This window comes from uncultured Gelidibacter sp. (assembly GCF_947500795.1).
Classification (GTDB): domain Bacteria; phylum Bacteroidota; class Bacteroidia; order Flavobacteriales; family Flavobacteriaceae; genus Gelidibacter.
The window spans coordinates 82051-100688 of the sequence record NZ_CANMTE010000002.1; the positions used below are offsets into that span (position 1 = coordinate 82051).

Consider the following 18638-nt stretch of genomic DNA (forward strand, 5'->3'; position numbering starts at 1 on the left):
ATTTATTGCAGTTCCTGAAGCACGAGGTATGTAGTATAACCAATAAAGACGGTCAGTAACAGCCCAGATTCCCATCGGTCTAACGTTTTTCTTTTGCCGGTAAACATCGCTACAAATAGAAATACTGTTCCACCCACAAGAAGATAAATATCGGTATTAAAAACGGTGCTGAATTCGATTGGACGTACCAAAGAACTCACCGAAAGAATCAGGAAAATATTAAAAATATTAGAGCCAATAATATTCCCTATGGCAATATCGCTGTTCTTTTTAAGCGCCGCAACCACACTTGTCATAAGTTCTGGCAACGAAGTCCCTGCCGCAATAATGGTGAGACCAATAATCTTCTCACTCACGCCCAAATCACTGGCAATCGAAACGGCATTGTCAACAATTAATTTCCCTCCAATCACCAAACCAATCAATCCTAATACAATAAACCCCCAAATCTTATAATTAGAGGCTGTGATCTCCACTTCCTCAGTAGTCGAGACATCACTTTTCATTTGTTTGTAAATGTAAAACAGAAAGGCTAAGAATAAACTTAGTAAAATGATTCCGTCAACTCTGGACAGCCCCATATCTCCCAAAACATATCCGTTTGCCAACACCAAAAACACCAATGCTGCCAATAGCGAAATAGGGATTTCCTTCCAAACGGTTGATGATTGAACGGCAATAGGAAAAATTAGTCCGACAATTCCTAAAATCATGAACAGGTTAAAGTTATTACTACCAATAACATTCCCTAATACAATATCAGAATGGTTTTCATAGGAGGCTACGGTATTCACCACTAACTCTGGCGCGGAGGTCCCAAATGCTACAATAGTCAAGCCTATGGCCAGATCTGGAATTTTGTTCTTCTTAGCCAAAAGTGTTGAACCATTAACCATCCAATCGGCCCCTTTGATAAGAAGCACAAAGCCGATAACGACTAGAATACTAGAGAGTAACATAAAATATATTTTAGTAAATGTATGCTATTAAGTGATGTAAAAAAATAATTTTATAGAGAAAAGCCGTCTCCATTGTCAAGATTTTTAAAGAATATTCAACAACTTAAAAGAGATGGCTTTTTCAACTGAACTATAATGAATTAGGCCGCTACATTTTTGGGTTTAGCACCTTTATGTTTATCGATTAAAGCCAACCATTTTTCAGCACGTGCAACGTCTTGGTTCTGTGAAAAATTGTCTTCTGCATTATAAAAAGTAATTGCTACCGGATTGCTATTTGAGAGAAAGCTAAATTCCATATCCAAACGCGCCAATTCAGAATAGTGCCGATCGCCATTTTTGTAATCTTTCATAAACTTGTTAATGACACACTTTTTAACCTCATTCAATTTAATTTTTTGAACAATTGGTTCTGGATTTTGCGTATTGATATACAATAGAACGTTTCCTTCTTCCTGAAAACCTAAGCAGGTATTATTCCAAACTTCTTGTGAGCTGAATTGGACATCATTCGCCTTTGCGATGGCATCAAAAGCTTTCTTCTTTTTTGAAAGACCACCTTTTTCTGCTAAGACAAATAAAATTACAGGTACTATTACGAGTAATGATACAAGGATCATTACCATATTCATTGATATATGCATTGGTTTAAATTTTAAATTATTGATAGACGAATTAGGGTGTAATGAAACACCTCAAGATTATTTCTTAAAAAAAATAAGTGACTATGTGAACCAATGAAAGGGAAAAATGATGGCTTTTGTAGAGAGTTTGACCACAATTTGCTGGCCAATAGCGTAATATGAAAGTTGATAGTTTAAAGGAGTTATGGCGTTTTCACTAGGCCTATAAGGCTGTGGAAAAAGTTTTACTCCTGGAACTTCATAGGTAAATGAATGGTTAATATCAATAACCGCATCAAAAGTAAACGGCACATGATCATGATCCTGTGACGCTGCAATAGTATCCACTGGCGTATAAGTTGCCACTGATGAAGCTGTCAGATCAGAAGATCCGAGCAACATCACCCATCCGAGTACGTATAGAATGGCTCCTTTTATAGTGAACATAATGTCATTTAAAAACACAAAGGTAAATGAATGTCATGTTAAAAAAATCCAAAACATTTTAATTTTATTTCCTTACAATTAAATAACGTTACCGTAACATTTGATGGTAGGAACAGAAATACATTTGCCTAATTAAAATACACATCCCTATGGAATTAATGATTGGAGCTATCGGGTTTATCATATGTGCCTATGCTGTAATTGCAAACGACGTGATCCAAACACTGGGTACGTTCATGGCTTCCAATCACAACTTAAAATGGTGGTGGCTATGGCTGTTTGCCGTTACTATTTTATCTACCACTTTAATCTATGGATGGGTTATGCACTCAGGCGACGTTTCCTATGGGCGATTGCTCAATATTCCTTTACCTGAAAACATGGAATGGTGGCTTTTGTTAGCACCTTTGACTTTATTAGTTATTACGAGAATAGGCATACCTGTCAGCACCACCTTTATGATTCTCAGTGTATTTTCCACCGGTCAGATTATCGAAAAGATGATTTTAAAATCCGTTTATGGATATGCATTGTCTTTTGTTTTTGCAATTCTGGTGTATGTTATCATTTCCAAAAAATTTGAATCGCCTTTATCCTTAGAAAAGTTAGACAAACATTCCCGCAAACATTATTGGTTGGTAGCCCAATGGATTTCTACCGGGTTCTTATGGTCGCAATGGCTCATCCAGGATTTCGCCAATATTTTTGTATTTCTTCCGCGACAACTCTCGTTGACTGAATTACTGTTAGCACTGAGTGTTATTCTTGTGATTATGGCTTATATTTTCAAGAAGCGAGGTGGCAAGATTCAAGAAATTGTAAATCAGAAATCGAATACTAAAAATATCCGTTCTGCAACCATCATCGACCTTATTTATGGTGTTTTCCTGTTCATTTTTGGAAACCTCAACACCATTCCAATGAGCACCACTTGGGTTTTTATCGGGATTTTAGCTGGAAGAGAATTGGCAATGACCTATTTGCTCAACAAGAATAAAATCAAATACACCTATATCATTATTGCGAAAGACTTAGGAAAGGTGAACATCGGATTAATGGTCAGCGTGGTTATTGCGTTTATCATTCAATATCTAAAATAGATTTTATAATTTGCGCATCGATCAGCGTTACATTCTGCTCATTTAACTTTTGTGCACCTTAGAAATTTATGCTTAAAATAGCGTTCCACCCTATTTACAAACATCCTTTGCCAGAAGGCCATCGATTTCCGATGCTTAAATACGAGTTATTGCCTGAGCAATTAATCTATGAAGGAACCTGTAACGCTGCAAATTTCTTTGAGCCAACAATACCTGATGATGCTTCTATTTTGAGAGTGCATACCTCCGAATACTTTAATCACCTCAAAAACTTAACGCTCGACTCGAAAGCTGTTCGGAAAATCGGATTTCCATTAAGCGATATGTTGGTGAAACGCGAGGTAATGATTGCCGACGGGACTATGAAAGCGAGTGAATACGCTCTAAAAAACGGCATTGCGATGAATATTGCTGGTGGAACGCACCACGCATATGCTGACAGCGGCGAAGGTTTTTGCATCTTGAACGATCAAGCCATTGGCGCCCGCTATTTGCAGGACAAAGGCTTGGCTAAAAAAATATTGATAGTTGATTTGGATGTACACCAAGGTAATGGCACCGCTAAAATCTTTCAAAATGATCCGTCTGTATTCACTTTTTCCATGCACGGGAAAGCCAACTATCCCTTTAAAAAAGAACAAAGTGATTTAGATATTGCGCTCGAAAACGGTTGTGATGACGACACCTATCTTTCGATTTTATCAGATACCTTACCAAAATTGATTGCTGCTGAACAACCCGACTTTATCTATTATTTGAGTGGTGTGGACGTGATTGCTTCAGATAAACTAGGAAAATTGAGCTTGTCTATAGAAGGTTGCAAAGCGCGAGACCGCTATGTTCTACAAACTTGTAAAGACCACAACATTCCTGTAATGTGTAGTATGGGCGGTGGTTATTCGCCAGATATCAAAATCATTATTGAAGCGCATGCCAACACGTTTCGATTGGCTCAAGAGCTCTATTTTTAAAAAATAATAACTAAAAAAAAATCCAAGCCCCAACTGTTACCAATTGGAATTTGGAATTTTATATTTTTGCGATTTGATTGTTATTTCGCTCCCAACATCAGCAGTTCATTGCACTGAATTTCTGTCATATACTGCTTATTGCCATCTTTGTCGTCCCAAGAGCGGTTGGTCAATTTGCCCTCAATGGCGATCTCCTTGCCTTTGGCGACATATTTTTCAACCACGTCTACCAATCCACCTCTAACAACAACGTTATGCCAATACGTACGCTCCACTTTGGTGCCACTTTTGTCTTTATAGCTGTCATCAGTAGCTATAGAGAATTTAGCAATTTTGTTTCCATCTGGAAAACTTACGATTTCTGGATCTTGTCCTAATCTTCCAATCAACTGTACTGTGTTTCTTAATGCGTTCATGAGTTCTAAAATTTAAAGGTTAAACAGTTAATACTATTGAATATCGTTCGGTCAATTCAACAGTGCAAAGATGTGACAGGGTCTTTATGTTATTCGGTAGTTAACTATTTAAAATCGTTTGTAAATGCTTGTAGTCGTTTGTAAACGGTTAATTCAGACCATTAAAAACACTATATTTGAGTCATGGCAAAGCTTTTAAGTTATTTCTATCCCATCACAAAAAAAGTGCATTCAGACTTCAGTGGCACTTTAGAAATTACATGGTATAACGGCAAAAAGCATCTCGACACCAAAAACGCGAATTATTCCTATGGGTCACTACAACGTATTTTAAAATTTGGCCTCGAAAAGATCAATCTAAAGCAAGTCAATTCCGTTTTGCTTTTAGGTCTTGGCGGTGGCAGTGTCATTGAAACTTTACGCAACGATTTTTCTTATTCTAAATCCATTACTGCAGTGGATATTGATCCGGTAGTCATAGACATTGCAAGAAATGAGTTCAACCTTAAAGAAGATTCCATCTTAAAAATTATTTGTGACGATGCATTATTGTTCATGCAGTCAAATAAAATAGCATATGATTTGATCATCATCGACTTGTTTATTGATACAGATGTACCCATTGCATTTTTAGCCATTCCGTTTTGGAAGCAAGTCATCGCAGCGTCCACTAGCAATGGCGCCATTTTATTTAACGCCTCCTTGCAAAAAACAAAAAGCAAGGCCTTAGTTGACGTGATTGAGTTGTTAAAATCCCATAAATATCATACTGAAGTGTTTGAAAAAGTGAATAACACCAATACCCTGATTCTTTCAAAAGGATTGTAATTCCGGATTCAGCAAGAAAGTATATCTTTAATAGCAAAAGAACACTCTCAAAACCCTTAAAATGAACAAAGAATGTTTAGAATGTGGTGATAAAATTATCGGGAGAACCGATAAAAAATTCTGCAGTGATGGTTGTAGAAATTCCTACAACAATACCATCAATAAGGACAGCAAGAATCTGATTAGAAACACCAATAACAGGTTGCGTAAAAATTATCGGATTTTGGAAAGTTTAAATCCAGATCAAAAAACAAAAGTCTCTCGTGGGAAACTCATTGAAAAAGGATTTGACTTTAATTACTTCACAAGCATCTATACCACCAAAGTTGGAACAATGTATTACTTTGTGTATGATCAAGGCTACTTGCCTATTGAAGGCGATTTTTATGCCTTAGTAAAACGCGAGAGTTAATATTAAAGTTCCTTATCGATATTCAAACTGGCTTATGTATATAGCAGATTTATCATCTTCAATTTGGAAAACTCTTTGTTCAGAATCGAAAATGTATCGGTAATCATAAAAAGACATAGGAACGCTATAATCATCTCCTTCAAACGGATAAACTTTTTCAACACTAAAGATATTCGTGAAAAACGGCTTATAATCTATTCTTAAAATCCCAATGGATTTAATCAGATTTAAGGGATTTCTTTTACTTGTATCATAGTCTAAATATTCAATTCTCGTCTCCCCGTCAACATTTAATGACACTATATTCTTATTGGAATCATAAATGAAGGTTATATGGCGCTCATGGCTGGTATTGAGATGGGTCCTGTATGAACTAAGCATATCGCCATCAAACATAAATTCTGCTATTTTTTCGTCTTGTGCATCTAACACTTCTGCAACATTGTTTGTCCACAATATTGATTTATGAACTCTTCCATCCCTTACCTCTTTAACCACCTGACCTTTACTGTTATATTCAAAATAACTAACCCGACTGTGCTGTGGAAAAAGGAAGTTGGTGTAATCTTCCGAAATTACCTTGCCTTCTTCATCCATTGCGTAATTTTGTCTATACACGACTTTAGAAGTATCGTTTTTCTCCATCAAAGTATAGGTAAGAGTTTCAAAGGCTTCGGGCTGCTCGTTTGTATCTTTGGGGGAACAGGTTAGCAACACTAACCCACAAAGGCATAAAACAAAGTTTCTCATGAAATTTTCTTCAAATTTTATAATAAGTTTTTGAGATTGATTATCCGATATTACTTGTCCGAGTGGTTGAATTCCAATTATCACTCTTCATTTCCAAGGCGGCCATTAAAATATCTTTCTGGCTAATTTGACCCACTAATTTACCGTTTTCTAAAATCGGGAAGCGGCGGTGTTTGGACTCTAAAAACACATTGGCCGCATCAAAAACATTCATATTACCATCTAAGGTTTCTACATTTTTGACCATGCGTTTTTCAACCGTATCATTCTCCATTGGCATGTTGTAATAGCGACTTTCACTAATTTGTTTTAAACAATCGCCTTCAGAAATAATCCCCACCAATTCATTATGCTCATTAACCACAGGTCCACCTGAAATTTTATGCTTTATGAGGATTTCCACCACCTCTATTATTTTCTGATCTGCTCTAAATGTTATCAGATCTTTTGTCATATAATCACAGACTCTACAAGACAGCTGCGCGGTGCCTTTTTCTGGATACTTTCTTGCCCCTTGAAAACTCTTTATCGCCATAACTTATTAATTTAGTGAACATTAAATTTAATTAAAATTCTCCGTTTTACCTAATTCACTTTTACACCAATTTAATTTTGTAGATTTAGCCTACCAACCAAACTATGTTTTTATGCTTAAAAAAGCTATCGCACTTGCCCTCATTATTTTGGCTATTTATTCGAGCTTTTTCGCTTTAATGCCAACGAAAATTTCTGATCTAAATACTGAAAAAACGGCTTTCTCTTCTGAACGTGCTTTAATCCACCTTAAAAACATTACTAAAAAACCACATTATGTTGGTTCTGCCGAGCATGAAGTGGTTAAAAATTACCTCATAAAAGCCTTGGGCGACCTCGGCTTAGAGACTCAAGTACAAGAAGCTTACAGTCAAAATAAAAAATGGGGAAGCATCGTAAAACCAAAGAATATTTTAGCACGGATTAAAGGCAGCGACAATACGAAAGCCCTACTCCTGCTCTCCCATTACGACAGTAAATCTCACGCCTCATTGGGTGCAAGTGATGCTGGCTCAGGCGTGGTTACTATTTTGGAAGGCATTCGGGCCTTTTTGAGCGAAGGTAAAACACCTAAAAATGATATTATTATTCTGTTTTCTGACGCAGAAGAATTAGGATTAAATGGCGCAGATATTTTTGTAAATCAGCATCCGTGGGCAAAAGACGTCGGACTCGTTTTAAATTTTGAAGCACGTGGCAGCGGCGGTCCAAGCTATATGCTGATAGAAACCAACGGGGGCAATCAAAATTTAATTAAAGGATTTAAGGAAGCAAATCCAGATTATCCGGTAGCAAATTCCTTGGCCTACAGCATTTATAAAATGTTACCTAATGATACGGATTTAACCTATTTCAGGGAAGATGGCGATATTGACGGACTTAATTTTGCTTTTATAGATGACCATTATGACTACCATACGGCTTTAGATAACTATGAGCGTCTCGACCGAAACACCTTAGAACACCAAGGCAGTTATTTTATGCCTTTACTACATTATTTCTCGGACGCTAACCTCAACAATGTAAAAAGCACTGAAGATTCTGTCTATTTTAACGTGCCACTTTTTAAGATGGTGAGTTATCCAAATTCATGGATTTTACCAATGCTCATTTTGGCAATTCTTATCTTTTGTGCCTTAGTATTTTATGGGATTAAAAAACGAAGCTTAAACGCCAAACACATGGCCATTGGCTTCCTTCCGGGGATTGGTGCACTGCTCATTAACGGCGTTGTAGGTTTTTTTGGATGGAAATTATTGTTGATAATGTATCCGCAGTATGGCGAAATCCTTCATGGTTTTCCTTATAATGGACATTTATATATTTGGGTTTTTGCCTTATTTTCTACGGCCGTATGCATGTGGCTTTACAACAAGGTTTATAAACCAGAAAACACAGCAAGTTTAACCGTTCCGCCATTATTACTATGGTTAATTATCTGTGGTGCGGTTGCATTTAAGCTTAAAGGGGCCAGCTTTTTTATCATTCCGGTGTATTTCGGATTGATTAGCCTTTTTGTTTTGGTCAGACAAAAGCGTCCGGACATCATTTTAATGACCTTGCTGCTCTTTCCGCTATTACTGATCATGTCGCCATTTATACAAATGTTTCCTGTTGGGCTTGGACTTAAAACCATCATTGCAACTACACTTTTAGTATCGCTCATGTTTTCATTGTGTATTTCTGTTTTCGGATTTTCACGTTATAAAAACCGATGGGCTTTCCTATTATTTTTTGCATCCTTTGGATGTTTTGTAGCCGCACATTTCCAATCTGATTTTAATGAAGAGCGTCCGAAACCAAACAGTCTGGTGTATTTGTATGATGCCGATAAAGATGAAGCACATTGGGCAACCTATGATAAACTATTGGACGATTGGACCCAAGCTTATCTTACTGACAGTCCTGATGTGTTCGACGCGTCTTCTGTCAACTTTGAAAGTAAATATGGCACACAGTTAACGTACAGTAAAAAAGCGGTCATCAAACCTCTTAAAACACCTTATATTGATAAGCAAAAGGATACTGTTATTGGAGATGTCAGACATCTTCAGGTGTTTATTTCACCGCAACGCGCTGTCAATACGTTGGAATTTTTTGCCGACAATTCCAATCAATTTCTATCGTTTAATATTAACGGATTAGAGATTGAAAAGGAAGGAAATGAGATGCTCGTTTTTGCAAATCGTATCAAAGACAGATTGTTCAGCTATATGGTGACCGAACATAAATCAATCGAATTGAATTTCACCGTTCCGGCAGAACAAAAAACCACCTTTCAAATATTTGAAGTTTCTTTTGATTTGTTAGAAAATGAATTATTCCGAATCCCAAAACGTCCAAATACAATGATTCCGAAACCATTTGTGCTTAATGACGCTATAATGATAAAAAAAACCATTTCTTTTGAATAAACGCATCAGCATCATTGGTTGTGGTTGGTTAGGCTTGCCACTTGCAGCTGCATTGGTCAAAAATGGTCATATTGTGAAAGGCTCGACAACCTCAAAAGACAAATTTGAGCTTTTAGAATCGGCAGGGATTAGGCCATTTGAAGTAACCATTTTTGAAGATAAAATAGAGGGTCAAATTCAAGCCTGTTTAGCAGATTCTGAAATACTGATTATCAATATTCCGCCAGGACTGAGAAAAAATCCCAACTCCGATTTTGCAAAAAAAATGGCGCTGCTTTGTCAACACATTGAAAAGTCGGGAATCGAAAACCTAATTTATGTGAGTTCCACTTCGGTTTATGAGGAAACTATAGACATGCCAATTATTACCGAAGAAAGCGCCACAAACGCACAATCGTCATCCGCCAAACAACTCATTGCTGCAGAAGAGATTTTTAAGACCAATCCGAATTTTAAGACTTCCATCGTCAGATTTGGTGGTTTGATTGGTGATGATCGTGATCCTTCAAAATTCCTATCTGGAAAAAAAGACGTTAAAGATCCTGATGGCCCTGTTAATTTGATTCATCAGGAAGATTGCATTGGCATTATTAAAACCATTATTGCAACCCAAAAATGGCAAACAGAGTTTAATGCCGCGGCACCTCAGCATCCCACACGAGAAGCCTATTACAACGCGGTTTGTGACGCCAAAGGCATGCCACGTCCCCAATTTAACCATACAGCACCAAGTAAAGGGAAGCTCATTTCCAGCAAGAAAGTGGAAACCAATTTAAAATACACGTTTCTTCACAGCCTTTAACAATTAGTACGGTTTTAAGAGTTTATTTTATTAATTTTTATAGATTTGGCGCAATTAACTTAATAATGTCCTGATTTAAAGACACTGAATACCTTATTAAAACATGAAAAAACTAATACTACTTGTAGCCGTGATGAGTTCCCTAAGCATCACTGCACAGACAAAAACAGAACTTCAAAAACATTTTGAAAGCTATTATAAGCAAATGAAAAAGCAAGGTGATATTCAAGGTGTTATCAATGCGATGACGCACTTGGATGTTCTTAATCCTACGCAAGCCAGAAAGGATACATTAGCGTATATCTATGTTTCTGAAGGCAGAAATATGGAAGCTTTAAATACTATTGGTATTGAAAAAAGCGGTACAGATTCCGATTTGAATACTGAAATTAAAGCTATTGCATTAAACGCATTGGGCGAACGCAAACGCGCCTTAGAATTTTACAACGTTCTTTTCACTAAAAAACCGAACCCAAGTATTGCTTACGAAATTGCAGATTTGTTATTGCAAACTGGCGATTTAGCAGGCGCTAAAGAAAAGGTAGAATATGGTTTGGCGAATGCTACGGATGAAATGAGACGTACGTATTACGAAACACAACAACCTTATCAAACGTCGTTAAAAGCAGGATTTTTATACCTAAAAGCAATTGTTGTTTATAGTGAAGATAAAGATGCGAACCAGGAAATTGCGTTGGCGACTTTAAACCGCGCATTAGCAATTGATCCTAATTTCAATATGGCACAAATAAGTAAAGAAGCGTTATTGAACCGTAAAAAAGGAACGGAATAAGGATAATAGAATTAAGAATTAAGACCGCTTCGCTTTTAGAATTAAGAAGTTGAAAATCGGTCAGACATAAATTCATACCAAACAAAAAAGCAGCCTATTTTTCAATAGACTGCTTTTTTTATATCATAGTTTTTAGACTATTACCAAATTCTAACACGCTTTTCAGGTGCTAAGTACATTGGATCACCTTCTTTAATATCAAAAGCTTCATAGAATGCATCCACATTTTTTAAAGGTTGTGTCGCTCTATAGATTCCTGGAGAATGCGGATCTGTTTTAATCTGCGTTCTTAAGGCATCTTCTCTGGTTAATGTTCTCCAAACGGTTGCCCAACTCATAAAGAAACGTTGTTCTGGCGTAAATCCGTCGATTTTATCAGGACGTCCGTGTTTCTCAAAATGTAGTTGTAAACCATCATAAGCACCAAGAATACCACCAAGATCTCCGATGTTTTCACCCAAAGTAAATTTACCGTTAATGTACACGCTGTCTAACACTTCAATACTGCTGTACTGTTCTGCCAAAGCATTACCACGTTTCGTAAATTCTTCTAAATCTTTTTCTGTCCACCAGTTTTTCAAGTTTCCATCGCCGTCAAAACGAGCTCCAGAATCATCGAAAGCATGAGAAATTTCATGTCCAATTACAGCTCCAATTCCGCCATAATTTACAGCATCATCTGCAGTATAGTTATAGAATGGAGGTTGTAAAATAGCTGCTGGGAATACAATCTCGTTGTTACGAGGGTTGAAATAAGCGTTTACAGTTTGTGGCGCCATTCCCCATTTTTTCTTGTCTACCGGCTCATTGATTTCAGAGAAATTCTTTTCTCTTGCCCATGTTCCAACAGCCAACATGTTTTCAGCAAAGCTATTGCCTTCCTTAATTTGAAGTTTTGAATAGTCTTCCCACTCATCAGGATAAGCAATCTTAACAGTGAATTTATCTAATTTTTCAACCGCTTTTTTCTTTGTCTCTTCAGTCATCCAATCCAATTTCATGATTCTGTTTTGGAATGCTTTGATGACATCTGCAATCATTTCTTCAGCTTTCGCTTTAGCTTCTGGCGGGAATTTTGCTTCCACATAAAGTTTACCGATAGCTTCTCCAACTGCACGGTCAACAGTACCTAACGCACGCTCTTCAAATGGACGTTGTTTTTGTGCACCGTTTAATGTTTTTTCGTAAAAATCCCAGTTTGCTTTCTCAATTTCAGTAGATAAATAGTTAGCTGAATTGTCAAGAGTATTCCAAACCATTAAAGTTTTTACATCTTCAATAGGGGTTTGTTTTAAGAAGCTTTGTAATGATGACATATATTTTGGCTGCATTACATTGACAGTTTCAATCTTTTTGTCAATTCCTAAATCATCCACCATTTTTTGCCAGTTGATAGCAGGTGTCAATTTTTGTAAATCAGCAAACGGTAACGGATTGTTATAGTTACGCGCATCTCTCATAGCTACTTTATCCAATCTTGGCTCAGCCAATTTGGTTTCCATAGCTAAGATTTTCTTAGCAGCCGCCATCGCTTTAGCTTCATCATAATCGATAAATTGAAGCATTCTTGCAATATGCGCTACATATTTTTGTCTGATTTCTTTTGATTTAGCATCCTGATCTAAATAATAATCTCTTTGTAATCCAAGACCTCCAGGAAATATCCAAGTCATGTTCATACTACTATCATTAAGATTTGGCGATGCTGCAATACCAGCAAATGGTGAACTTACACCATCTACAGTTGCCACAACAGTTTGCATGTCACTGATGTTTTTTATGCCATCAATAGCACTCAACGCAGGTTTAATTGGCTCAACACCCGCTTTATTTCTTGCTACAGTATCCAATTGACTTTCAAAAAGCAATAAGGCTTTCTTTTGGTCTGAACCATCAGCGTAGGTCCCTAATTCTTTTGAAGTTTTAACAATATCTAAAACATCTTGACGGGTTGCTTTACGCAACACCCCAAAACCGCCCCAACGGGTTTCATCATCAGGGATTACAGTGTTTTTTTCCCAGTTTCCGTTAACGAATTTGTAAAAATCATCCTTCGGACTCACTAAAGTGTCCATGTTTTCAAGGACGATACCAGGAATTTTTTCTTCTGCCATTGTTGTGTCTTTTTTTGGTTCTTCCTTACATCCAACAAGGGTTGTAACGGCCAAACCAGTAATTGCCAGCGCATACTTAAGATTGGTGTTCATAGTTTTTAAAAAATTTAATTTGCCTAATTTAGTTATTAATGAGAAGCTTATCCGGTGCATTTGTTACATCTTAACAAAATATTAAGACATTTTGCGAGAGAAATGAAAATCTTATTTCTTTGGATATCTTTTAGCGTTAGTGCTTTATGAGAGCGCTTTATTGCTCCGTCTTTACAGGAAGTTGAATTTGTTGCGCTTCTTTTTCGAACTTTTTATTCATTTGAAGTTTAAGATTGGCATCTGCAATGAGGAGTTCCCGTATAGCTTCTAAAAAGTCCTGCTTTTTAATATTATCAAGATTAGAAAGATTCTGTAGTTTCAAAATATTAGTTTCCAAAACGGTCATTCTCGACCTAATAGCCGGTGTCACCACAACTGGTGGTTGCTGCATTTTCATTTCTGAAATAAATTCCTCCATAATGCCCTTCTCAACTCTAAAAAAAGAAAGGTTCCCTCCTTTTAAAAGTTCGATATTGTTTTGGAGATCTTGATACAATTGCCAATCTAAAATAGCTTGGGAACTATCTGGGCTCAACACATAATCCGTATACTTTAAGTTTTCGATATCCTCTGCTTTTATGGTGTACGCCTTTTCTTGAGTATCCGACGTATTTTCTACAGGTTGTGGATCAGATTTACAGCTCACAAAAATTAAGACACATAGTAACATTAGCTGTTTCATAAATCAGGACATTTGTATAAGATGATTAAGACCCAAAGGTAAATAAAATAATTATTGAAATCGGCCCGCCCATCAATGGCCAAAGTGTGATGTTGCGATTATGTTTTCGGTGACTTGCATTCAAACAGTTGTCGCAAGCCACTAATTTTTTATAAATAGGATAAAATAGTTTTGATATCGCACCAATAGCACACATTTTTTATCTTGCTTTGCCTTTACAACTGTTTTTATGATCGCATCTAATAGAAAAATCACATTTAAGGTCCTTTTTGGCTATATCGCGCTAGGCATTTTAGCAGCGATTTCAGGATGGCTTGTGTTTTCTGAACTTAGAAATTTCACGGCTGCGCAAACGGACGATTTAAAAGACCGTGATAAACTGATTAGAATTAGCGGTTTGGTAGCTGATATTTATGAGAACGAAAGCTTATCAAGAGCAGCGCTTCAACTTAATACAAACTCTCAATTCAACGCGTATCTACTACAAAATGACAGTCTCCTTTCCACCATTGACACGCTCACTAATTTAGTTAATAACGATTATCAAAAGGCGCTATTAGATAGTGTTAAGGTCATTTTTGACAAAAAATATACCGATTTAAACGAATTACGCCGTCTTAAGGAAAATAATTCGTCTGAAAAATCTATTGAACTGACCATTAATAAACTTAAGAGTATTGACCCTATTCTCGGGAAATTGACTTTGGAAGATTATGTGGAAAATCCGAAGTCGATTGACCCTAAAACCAAAGAAGTTCTGGAAGGGTTCATTCAATTTTCCAATGATTTAAAAGCGAAGGATTCGGTGAGTAAAGTGGATCAAAAGCAGATTGATTCCATTGTGACGATTTCCCGAAACATGTTGAACAAAATTCAGAGAGATGCAGCATCTCAAAAGCAATCTTTAATGTTGAAAGAGCGCGAATTGGTAGAGAATGATTTGACGACTTCTAGGCAATTGCGCAACCTCCTGCGTGCGTTAGAGCGCGAAATGGTAGCCTCATCGCAAAGCATTATGACGCAACGTCAAAAAGCCTTGGACAGAAGTACCACCATTATTTACTTGGCAGCATTAGTCAGTTTCATTTTAGTGATAATTTTCACGATTGTCATCTTAAACGACTTTTGGAAAAGTCAGCAATACCGCGAAAAACTTGAACAATCGAATGCTTATACCAATTCGCTTTTAAAAAGTAGGGAGCAATTGATTAATATGGTAAGTCATGATTTACGCTCGCCTTTAAGCACGATTTCCGGGTATAGCGAGCTGCTTCAAAAAACAGCACAGAACACAAAAGAAGTTAATTATTTGGATCATATTAAGAATGCTTCGAGCTATATGAGCCAATTGGTAGATGATCTTTTGGAATTCTCAAAACTTGAGGATGGCCATATTACAATTGAAAGCATTCCTTTTAATCTGCGCACCATTTTAGACGAAACAAGTTCAAATATCAAAGCGATTTATGATGATAAACCGATTGAACTTTATGTTAAACATGCCCCACAGCTCGACCGCACCATCGTTTCCGATCCTTTCAGAATTAAACAAGTGCTCTATAATTTAATTGGAAACGCCTACAAATTTACTGAGGAAGGCAGCATTACAATTAGCACCCAATTACACTCCAAAAACAATGTACATACCGTAACCATTATCGTTTCAGACACCGGAATTGGTATCAGTAAGGAAAAGCAAGAGGATATTTTTAATGCATTTACCCAAGTCAACCAAACCAAAAACTCCAAGAATTCAGGTTTTGGATTAGGATTGGCCATTTCCAAAAAGTTGATGCACATTTTAAAAGGGAAATTAACCTTGGAAAGCACACCAGGACGCGGCAGCAGATTTGAAATATCATTCCCTGTAAAACTTTCTGATGCTGTTTTGGAAACGACACCAGCTATTAAAAAGACATCCCATTTTAAATTGAAGGCGGTTATTGTGGATGATGACGCCTCATTACGACAATTAATTACCGATGTGTTGGGGCAACACAACATCACAACCTATACGTTTGAAGACGCCAAAGCTGCTCTTGCCGATATGGAAAACCTGAAATTTGATGTTGTAATTACGGACATCCAATTGCCAAAGATGAACGGCTTTCATTTTATGGAAACCCTTAAAAAGACGCCATTTTATAAGCAGCAACCAATTATCGCGATGACTGGAAGAACAGATATTGCTACTGAAAATTATATTGAAAGTGGCTTTTCAAAAGTGGTTTTCAAACCGTTTGCATCGCATATATGGTTTGATATTTTAAGCGAATTATTTCCGAAGAGTATTACAAAACCAGAAGAAAGCAAAAAAACGCAATCCTATAGCTGTGACTATTTTGATACTAATTCCATCGCTGGCTTTTTAAATTATGATGAAGAGGCACTGAAATCGCTTTTAGAGTTGTTTTTAAAAGACACTAAAAAACATATGGCCGAGCTAAAAACAGCAGTCCAGCAAAATGACCTTAAAACCATCACCGATTTAAGTCACAGAATGCTGACCATGTTCAAGCAATTAGGCGCACATACCATAGTGCCTTTTTTAATAAAATTAGAGCGCACACCCGTTGCCGACAAAGCGCTTGTGGATGCTTTAGAGAAAGAGCTTGACCCTTTTTGCAAAGCTATGGAAGCTTATATTACTCCAAATTATACTCCTTAAGCTTGTTATAAAGTGTTTTTCTAGAAAAATTGAGAAGTTTTGCAGCCTTTGTTTTGTTGTTGTTTGCTTCTTGAAGAGCTTTAACAATCAGTTCTTTTTCGTTGTCTTTTGTAGAAAAAGAGCGTGTAGTCGCTTCTTTTTGTGGCGATGATAATTCTTGTGGCAAAACTTCCTTTTGAATGACCTCACCGTTGGTCAATAAGGTAGCGCGTTTGATCACGTTGGAAAGTTCACGCAAATTGCCAGGCCAAGAATAATTTTGGAATATTTTTAGGACTTCAGGTGAAAACCCGATGATGGATTTGTTCAATTGCTGATTGGCATTCTCTAAAAAGAAATCGGCGTAAATTATTAAATCATCACGGCGTTCCTGTAAACTCGGTACTTTAATAGAGAACTCATTTAATCGGTGGTACAGATCTTCTCTAAAATCGCCTTGCTCAACAGCTTGCAATAAATCTTCATTTGTAGCCGTCAATAAACGAATATCAACTTCAATTTCCTCATTACTCCCAATTGGTTTTATGCGACGTTCTTGAAGGGCGCGCAACAACTGAATTTGGTTTTCATAAGTAAGGTTTCCAACCTCATCTAAAAACAAGGTACCGTGATTGGCAGCTTCAAAATGGCCTTTTTTATCATTAATAGCACCTGTAAACGATCCTTTTTTATGGCCGAAAAATTCGCTGGCTGCAATCTCTTTAGGGATAGCGCCACAATCGACCGCTATAAAAGGCCGCAGTTTTCTTGAACTGCTCAAATGAATAGCTTTTGCCACAACCTCTTTTCCTGTTCCACTTTCGCCAGAAATTAAAACAGACATGTCCGTTGGCGCCACAAGATTGATATGGTCATATAACACTCTGGATGCGGCACTAATACCGGTAACCAAATTAGATGTAGATTTTGAAGTTTCTGAAGTTTCAGAAGTAATTGGAGTTGTTGAAGTACTTTGTTTTGTCTCAGCACTCGGTTTTAGGAGCGCATTTTTGACCACCTGTAAAACTTCTTCAGGATTAAAAGGTTTTGAAATATAATCAAAAGCGCCTTCTTTCATGGCCTTAACGGCAGTAGAAACCTCAGCATAACCCGTCATTAATACTACAGGAATGGACGCGTCTTTATTCTTAATATGATTTAAAAGTGAAATTCCATCGCCATCAGGAAGCCTAAGATCTGCAAACACCAAATCGAAGGTCGATTCCTTTACTTTTAATTTAGCATCTTCTAGCGTATAAGATGATACAACGGAATGGTGGTGACGTTCCAAAAAACGTTTCAACATTTCAGAAAAGCTAACATCGTCTTCAACCAAAAGAATGGTACTCATGGATTCCTCATTTGTACAAAAATATCAAGTTAATTTCAGTAAACCCTTTAAAAAAAACATAAAAAAAGGACGTTTAAAAAAAACGTCCTTTTCCTGCTTTAAAGAGAAACCTTATTCTTTCTCAATCCAGTTTCCATCTTTATCAGCATATACAGTTGTTGCCGCACCTTCTACAGTAAGTTCCAACTTATATTCTAGCTTTTCATTAACATAAGCTTTATCTAAAGTTGCAGTTTCAAAATCAACGGCCAACGCATCTTTCACTGCTTGTGGAAGCTCTTCAGCCTTGATTAATTTATATTCCTCCTGAGTTGTCATTACAACCTCATCTGTTTGGCTTAAAGCCATTGCAGGTGCTGCAAATGTTGACAATCCTCCTAATACTATCGCTGCTGTTAAAAATACTTTTTTCATAATTTCAATTTTTTAAATTTTAATGTTATTTGTTATTGTGTTGTTGTTAGTTAATAAGAAATAAACATGCCAACCAACACAAAATCAGCTTCACAACATACAAATACCTGATTTTTAGGTATTTATCATATTTAAGATATATTGAGCAGCATTCAGAAGTGTATAATAATCCCGCATTTGTGAATTTTTCCGTGTAAATATTACACAAACCCACTTTCCGGATGATTTTGTCTATCACCAACTTATGAAATTGGCGTCATTGAATCCTTTAAATTCCATTTTCTTCAG

18 protein-coding genes are annotated in these 18638 nt (G+C 36.8%); 8 read left to right on the forward strand and 10 right to left on the reverse strand.

All coding sequences use genetic code 11. From position 1 onward, the window contains the following. Window positions 1-2: 2 nt before the first annotated feature. The 3 genes from Q0947_RS05560 to Q0947_RS05570 form a co-directional block, all read right to left on the reverse strand. On the reverse strand, window positions 3-959 hold the full coding sequence (locus Q0947_RS05560; protein WP_299393225.1) for a calcium/sodium antiporter: 957 nt from the start codon (window positions 957-959) through the stop codon (window positions 3-5). Between the two features lie 140 nt (window positions 960-1099). Beyond that, window positions 1100-1603: a hypothetical protein gene (locus Q0947_RS05565; protein ID WP_299393228.1), complete on the reverse strand. Its 504-nt coding sequence runs from the start codon at window positions 1601-1603 to the stop codon at window positions 1100-1102. A gap of 81 nt (window positions 1604-1684) precedes the next feature. Continuing rightward, the gene (locus tag Q0947_RS05570; protein ID WP_299393231.1) at window positions 1685-2029 is read right to left on the reverse strand and encodes a hypothetical protein; all 345 of its coding nucleotides are present in this window, start codon (window positions 2027-2029) and stop codon (window positions 1685-1687) included. Between the two features lie 149 nt (window positions 2030-2178). Here Q0947_RS05570 and Q0947_RS05575 point away from each other — a divergent pair, with 149 nt between their 5' ends. Both Q0947_RS05575 and Q0947_RS05580 read left to right on the forward strand, forming a co-directional pair. After that, the gene (locus Q0947_RS05575; protein ID WP_299393233.1) at window positions 2179-3129 is read left to right on the forward strand and encodes a hypothetical protein; all 951 of its coding nucleotides are present in this window, start codon (window positions 2179-2181) and stop codon (window positions 3127-3129) included. A gap of 68 nt (window positions 3130-3197) precedes the next feature. Next, the gene (locus Q0947_RS05580) at window positions 3198-4100 is read left to right on the forward strand and encodes a histone deacetylase (RefSeq protein WP_299393236.1); all 903 of its coding nucleotides are present in this window, start codon (window positions 3198-3200) and stop codon (window positions 4098-4100) included. An 80-nt stretch (window positions 4101-4180) separates the two neighbouring features. Here Q0947_RS05580 and ssb read toward each other — a convergent pair whose 3' ends face one another. Then, window positions 4181-4516: a single-stranded DNA-binding protein gene (gene ssb, locus Q0947_RS05585; RefSeq protein ID WP_299393239.1), complete on the reverse strand. Its 336-nt coding sequence runs from the start codon at window positions 4514-4516 to the stop codon at window positions 4181-4183. A 183-nt stretch (window positions 4517-4699) separates the two neighbouring features. Here ssb and Q0947_RS05590 point away from each other — a divergent pair, with 183 nt between their 5' ends. Both Q0947_RS05590 and Q0947_RS05595 read left to right on the forward strand, forming a co-directional pair. Next, entirely contained in the window at window positions 4700-5344 is a 645-nt protein-coding gene (locus Q0947_RS05590) for a spermidine synthase (protein ID WP_299393242.1), read from the forward strand. A gap of 61 nt (window positions 5345-5405) precedes the next feature. Continuing rightward, the gene (locus tag Q0947_RS05595; RefSeq protein ID WP_299393245.1) at window positions 5406-5756 is read left to right on the forward strand and encodes a hypothetical protein; all 351 of its coding nucleotides are present in this window, start codon (window positions 5406-5408) and stop codon (window positions 5754-5756) included. 12 nt (window positions 5757-5768) lie between these two features. On the opposite strand, the gene Q0947_RS05600 is transcribed toward Q0947_RS05595, so the two are convergent. Together Q0947_RS05600 and Q0947_RS05605 are read right to left on the reverse strand one after the other, a co-directional pair. Then, on the reverse strand, window positions 5769-6506 hold the full coding sequence (locus tag Q0947_RS05600; protein WP_299393248.1) for a hypothetical protein: 738 nt from the start codon (window positions 6504-6506) through the stop codon (window positions 5769-5771). 40 nt (window positions 6507-6546) lie between these two features. Continuing rightward, a complete protein-coding gene (locus Q0947_RS05605) occupies window positions 6547-7041 on the reverse strand; it encodes a CBS domain-containing protein (protein WP_299393253.1) in 495 nt (164 codons plus the stop codon). A gap of 112 nt (window positions 7042-7153) precedes the next feature. On the opposite strand from Q0947_RS05605, the gene Q0947_RS05610 reads away from it, so the two are divergent. From Q0947_RS05610 to Q0947_RS05620, 3 genes are all read left to right on the forward strand, one after another. Continuing rightward, window positions 7154-9454, forward strand: a complete 2301-nt coding sequence (locus tag Q0947_RS05610) for a M28 family peptidase (protein WP_299393257.1) — start codon at window positions 7154-7156, stop codon at window positions 9452-9454. Further along, window positions 9447-10256, forward strand: coding sequence for an NAD(P)H-binding protein (locus Q0947_RS05615; RefSeq protein ID WP_299393261.1), 810 nt, complete (start codon window positions 9447-9449; stop codon window positions 10254-10256). The genes Q0947_RS05610 and Q0947_RS05615 overlap by 8 nt, the downstream gene beginning before the upstream one ends. Window positions 10257-10359: 103 nt before the next feature. Continuing rightward, window positions 10360-11049, forward strand: a complete 690-nt coding sequence (locus Q0947_RS05620; RefSeq protein ID WP_299393265.1) for a hypothetical protein — start codon at window positions 10360-10362, stop codon at window positions 11047-11049. Between the two features lie 140 nt (window positions 11050-11189). Here the strand turns inward: Q0947_RS05620 and Q0947_RS05625 are convergent, their stop codons facing one another. Both Q0947_RS05625 and Q0947_RS05630 read right to left on the reverse strand, forming a co-directional pair. Then, a complete protein-coding gene (locus Q0947_RS05625) occupies window positions 11190-13256 on the reverse strand; it encodes a M13 family metallopeptidase (RefSeq protein ID WP_299393269.1) in 2067 nt (688 codons plus the stop codon). A 157-nt stretch (window positions 13257-13413) separates the two neighbouring features. Next, on the reverse strand, window positions 13414-13938 hold the full coding sequence (locus tag Q0947_RS05630; RefSeq protein ID WP_299393274.1) for a hypothetical protein: 525 nt from the start codon (window positions 13936-13938) through the stop codon (window positions 13414-13416). A gap of 229 nt (window positions 13939-14167) precedes the next feature. Here Q0947_RS05630 and Q0947_RS05635 point away from each other — a divergent pair, with 229 nt between their 5' ends. Beyond that, entirely contained in the window at window positions 14168-16606 is a 2439-nt protein-coding gene (locus tag Q0947_RS05635; RefSeq protein WP_299393278.1) for a hybrid sensor histidine kinase/response regulator, read from the forward strand. On the opposite strand, the gene Q0947_RS05640 is transcribed toward Q0947_RS05635, so the two are convergent. Then, the gene (locus tag Q0947_RS05640; protein WP_299393282.1) at window positions 16584-17936 is read right to left on the reverse strand and encodes a sigma-54 dependent transcriptional regulator; all 1353 of its coding nucleotides are present in this window, start codon (window positions 17934-17936) and stop codon (window positions 16584-16586) included. The two genes, Q0947_RS05635 and Q0947_RS05640, sit on opposite strands and share 23 nt — an antisense overlap. Before the next feature lie 111 nt (window positions 17937-18047). After that, window positions 18048-18350, reverse strand: coding sequence for a hypothetical protein (locus Q0947_RS05645; protein WP_299393286.1), 303 nt, complete (start codon window positions 18348-18350; stop codon window positions 18048-18050). Window positions 18351-18638 lie beyond the last annotated feature (288 nt).

Bases quoted from the DNA above. Each gene is read 5' to 3' on its own strand.
- Q0947_RS05590 (WP_299393242.1), top strand. From the start codon at position 4,700: ATGGCAAAGCTTTTAAGTTATTTCTATCCCATCACAAAAAAAGTGCAT.
- Q0947_RS05595 (WP_299393245.1), top strand. From the start codon at position 5,406: ATGAACAAAGAATGTTTAGAATGTGGTGATAAAATTATCGGGAGAACC.
- Q0947_RS05640 (WP_299393282.1), bottom strand. From the start codon at position 17,936: ATGAGTACCATTCTTTTGGTTGAAGACGATGTTAGCTTTTCTGAAATG.
- Q0947_RS05620 (WP_299393265.1), top strand. From the start codon at position 10,360: ATGAAAAAACTAATACTACTTGTAGCCGTGATGAGTTCCCTAAGCATC.
- Q0947_RS05645 (WP_299393286.1), bottom strand. From the start codon at position 18,350: ATGAAAAAAGTATTTTTAACAGCAGCGATAGTATTAGGAGGATTGTCA.
- Q0947_RS05575 (WP_299393233.1), top strand. From the start codon at position 2,179: ATGGAATTAATGATTGGAGCTATCGGGTTTATCATATGTGCCTATGCT.
- ssb (WP_299393239.1), bottom strand. From the start codon at position 4,516: ATGAACGCATTAAGAAACACAGTACAGTTGATTGGAAGATTAGGACAA.
- Q0947_RS05570 (WP_299393231.1), bottom strand. From the start codon at position 2,029: ATGTTCACTATAAAAGGAGCCATTCTATACGTACTCGGATGGGTGATG.
- Q0947_RS05600 (WP_299393248.1), bottom strand. From the start codon at position 6,506: ATGAGAAACTTTGTTTTATGCCTTTGTGGGTTAGTGTTGCTAACCTGT.
- Q0947_RS05635 (WP_299393278.1), top strand. From the start codon at position 14,168: ATGATCGCATCTAATAGAAAAATCACATTTAAGGTCCTTTTTGGCTAT.
- Q0947_RS05610 (WP_299393257.1), top strand. From the start codon at position 7,154: ATGCTTAAAAAAGCTATCGCACTTGCCCTCATTATTTTGGCTATTTAT.
- Q0947_RS05630 (WP_299393274.1), bottom strand. From the start codon at position 13,938: ATGAAACAGCTAATGTTACTATGTGTCTTAATTTTTGTGAGCTGTAAA.
- Q0947_RS05565 (WP_299393228.1), bottom strand. From the start codon at position 1,603: ATGCATATATCAATGAATATGGTAATGATCCTTGTATCATTACTCGTA.
- Q0947_RS05605 (WP_299393253.1), bottom strand. From the start codon at position 7,041: ATGGCGATAAAGAGTTTTCAAGGGGCAAGAAAGTATCCAGAAAAAGGC.
- Q0947_RS05625 (WP_299393269.1), bottom strand. From the start codon at position 13,256: ATGAACACCAATCTTAAGTATGCGCTGGCAATTACTGGTTTGGCCGTT.
- Q0947_RS05560 (WP_299393225.1), bottom strand. From the start codon at position 959: ATGTTACTCTCTAGTATTCTAGTCGTTATCGGCTTTGTGCTTCTTATC.
- Q0947_RS05580 (WP_299393236.1), top strand. From the start codon at position 3,198: ATGCTTAAAATAGCGTTCCACCCTATTTACAAACATCCTTTGCCAGAA.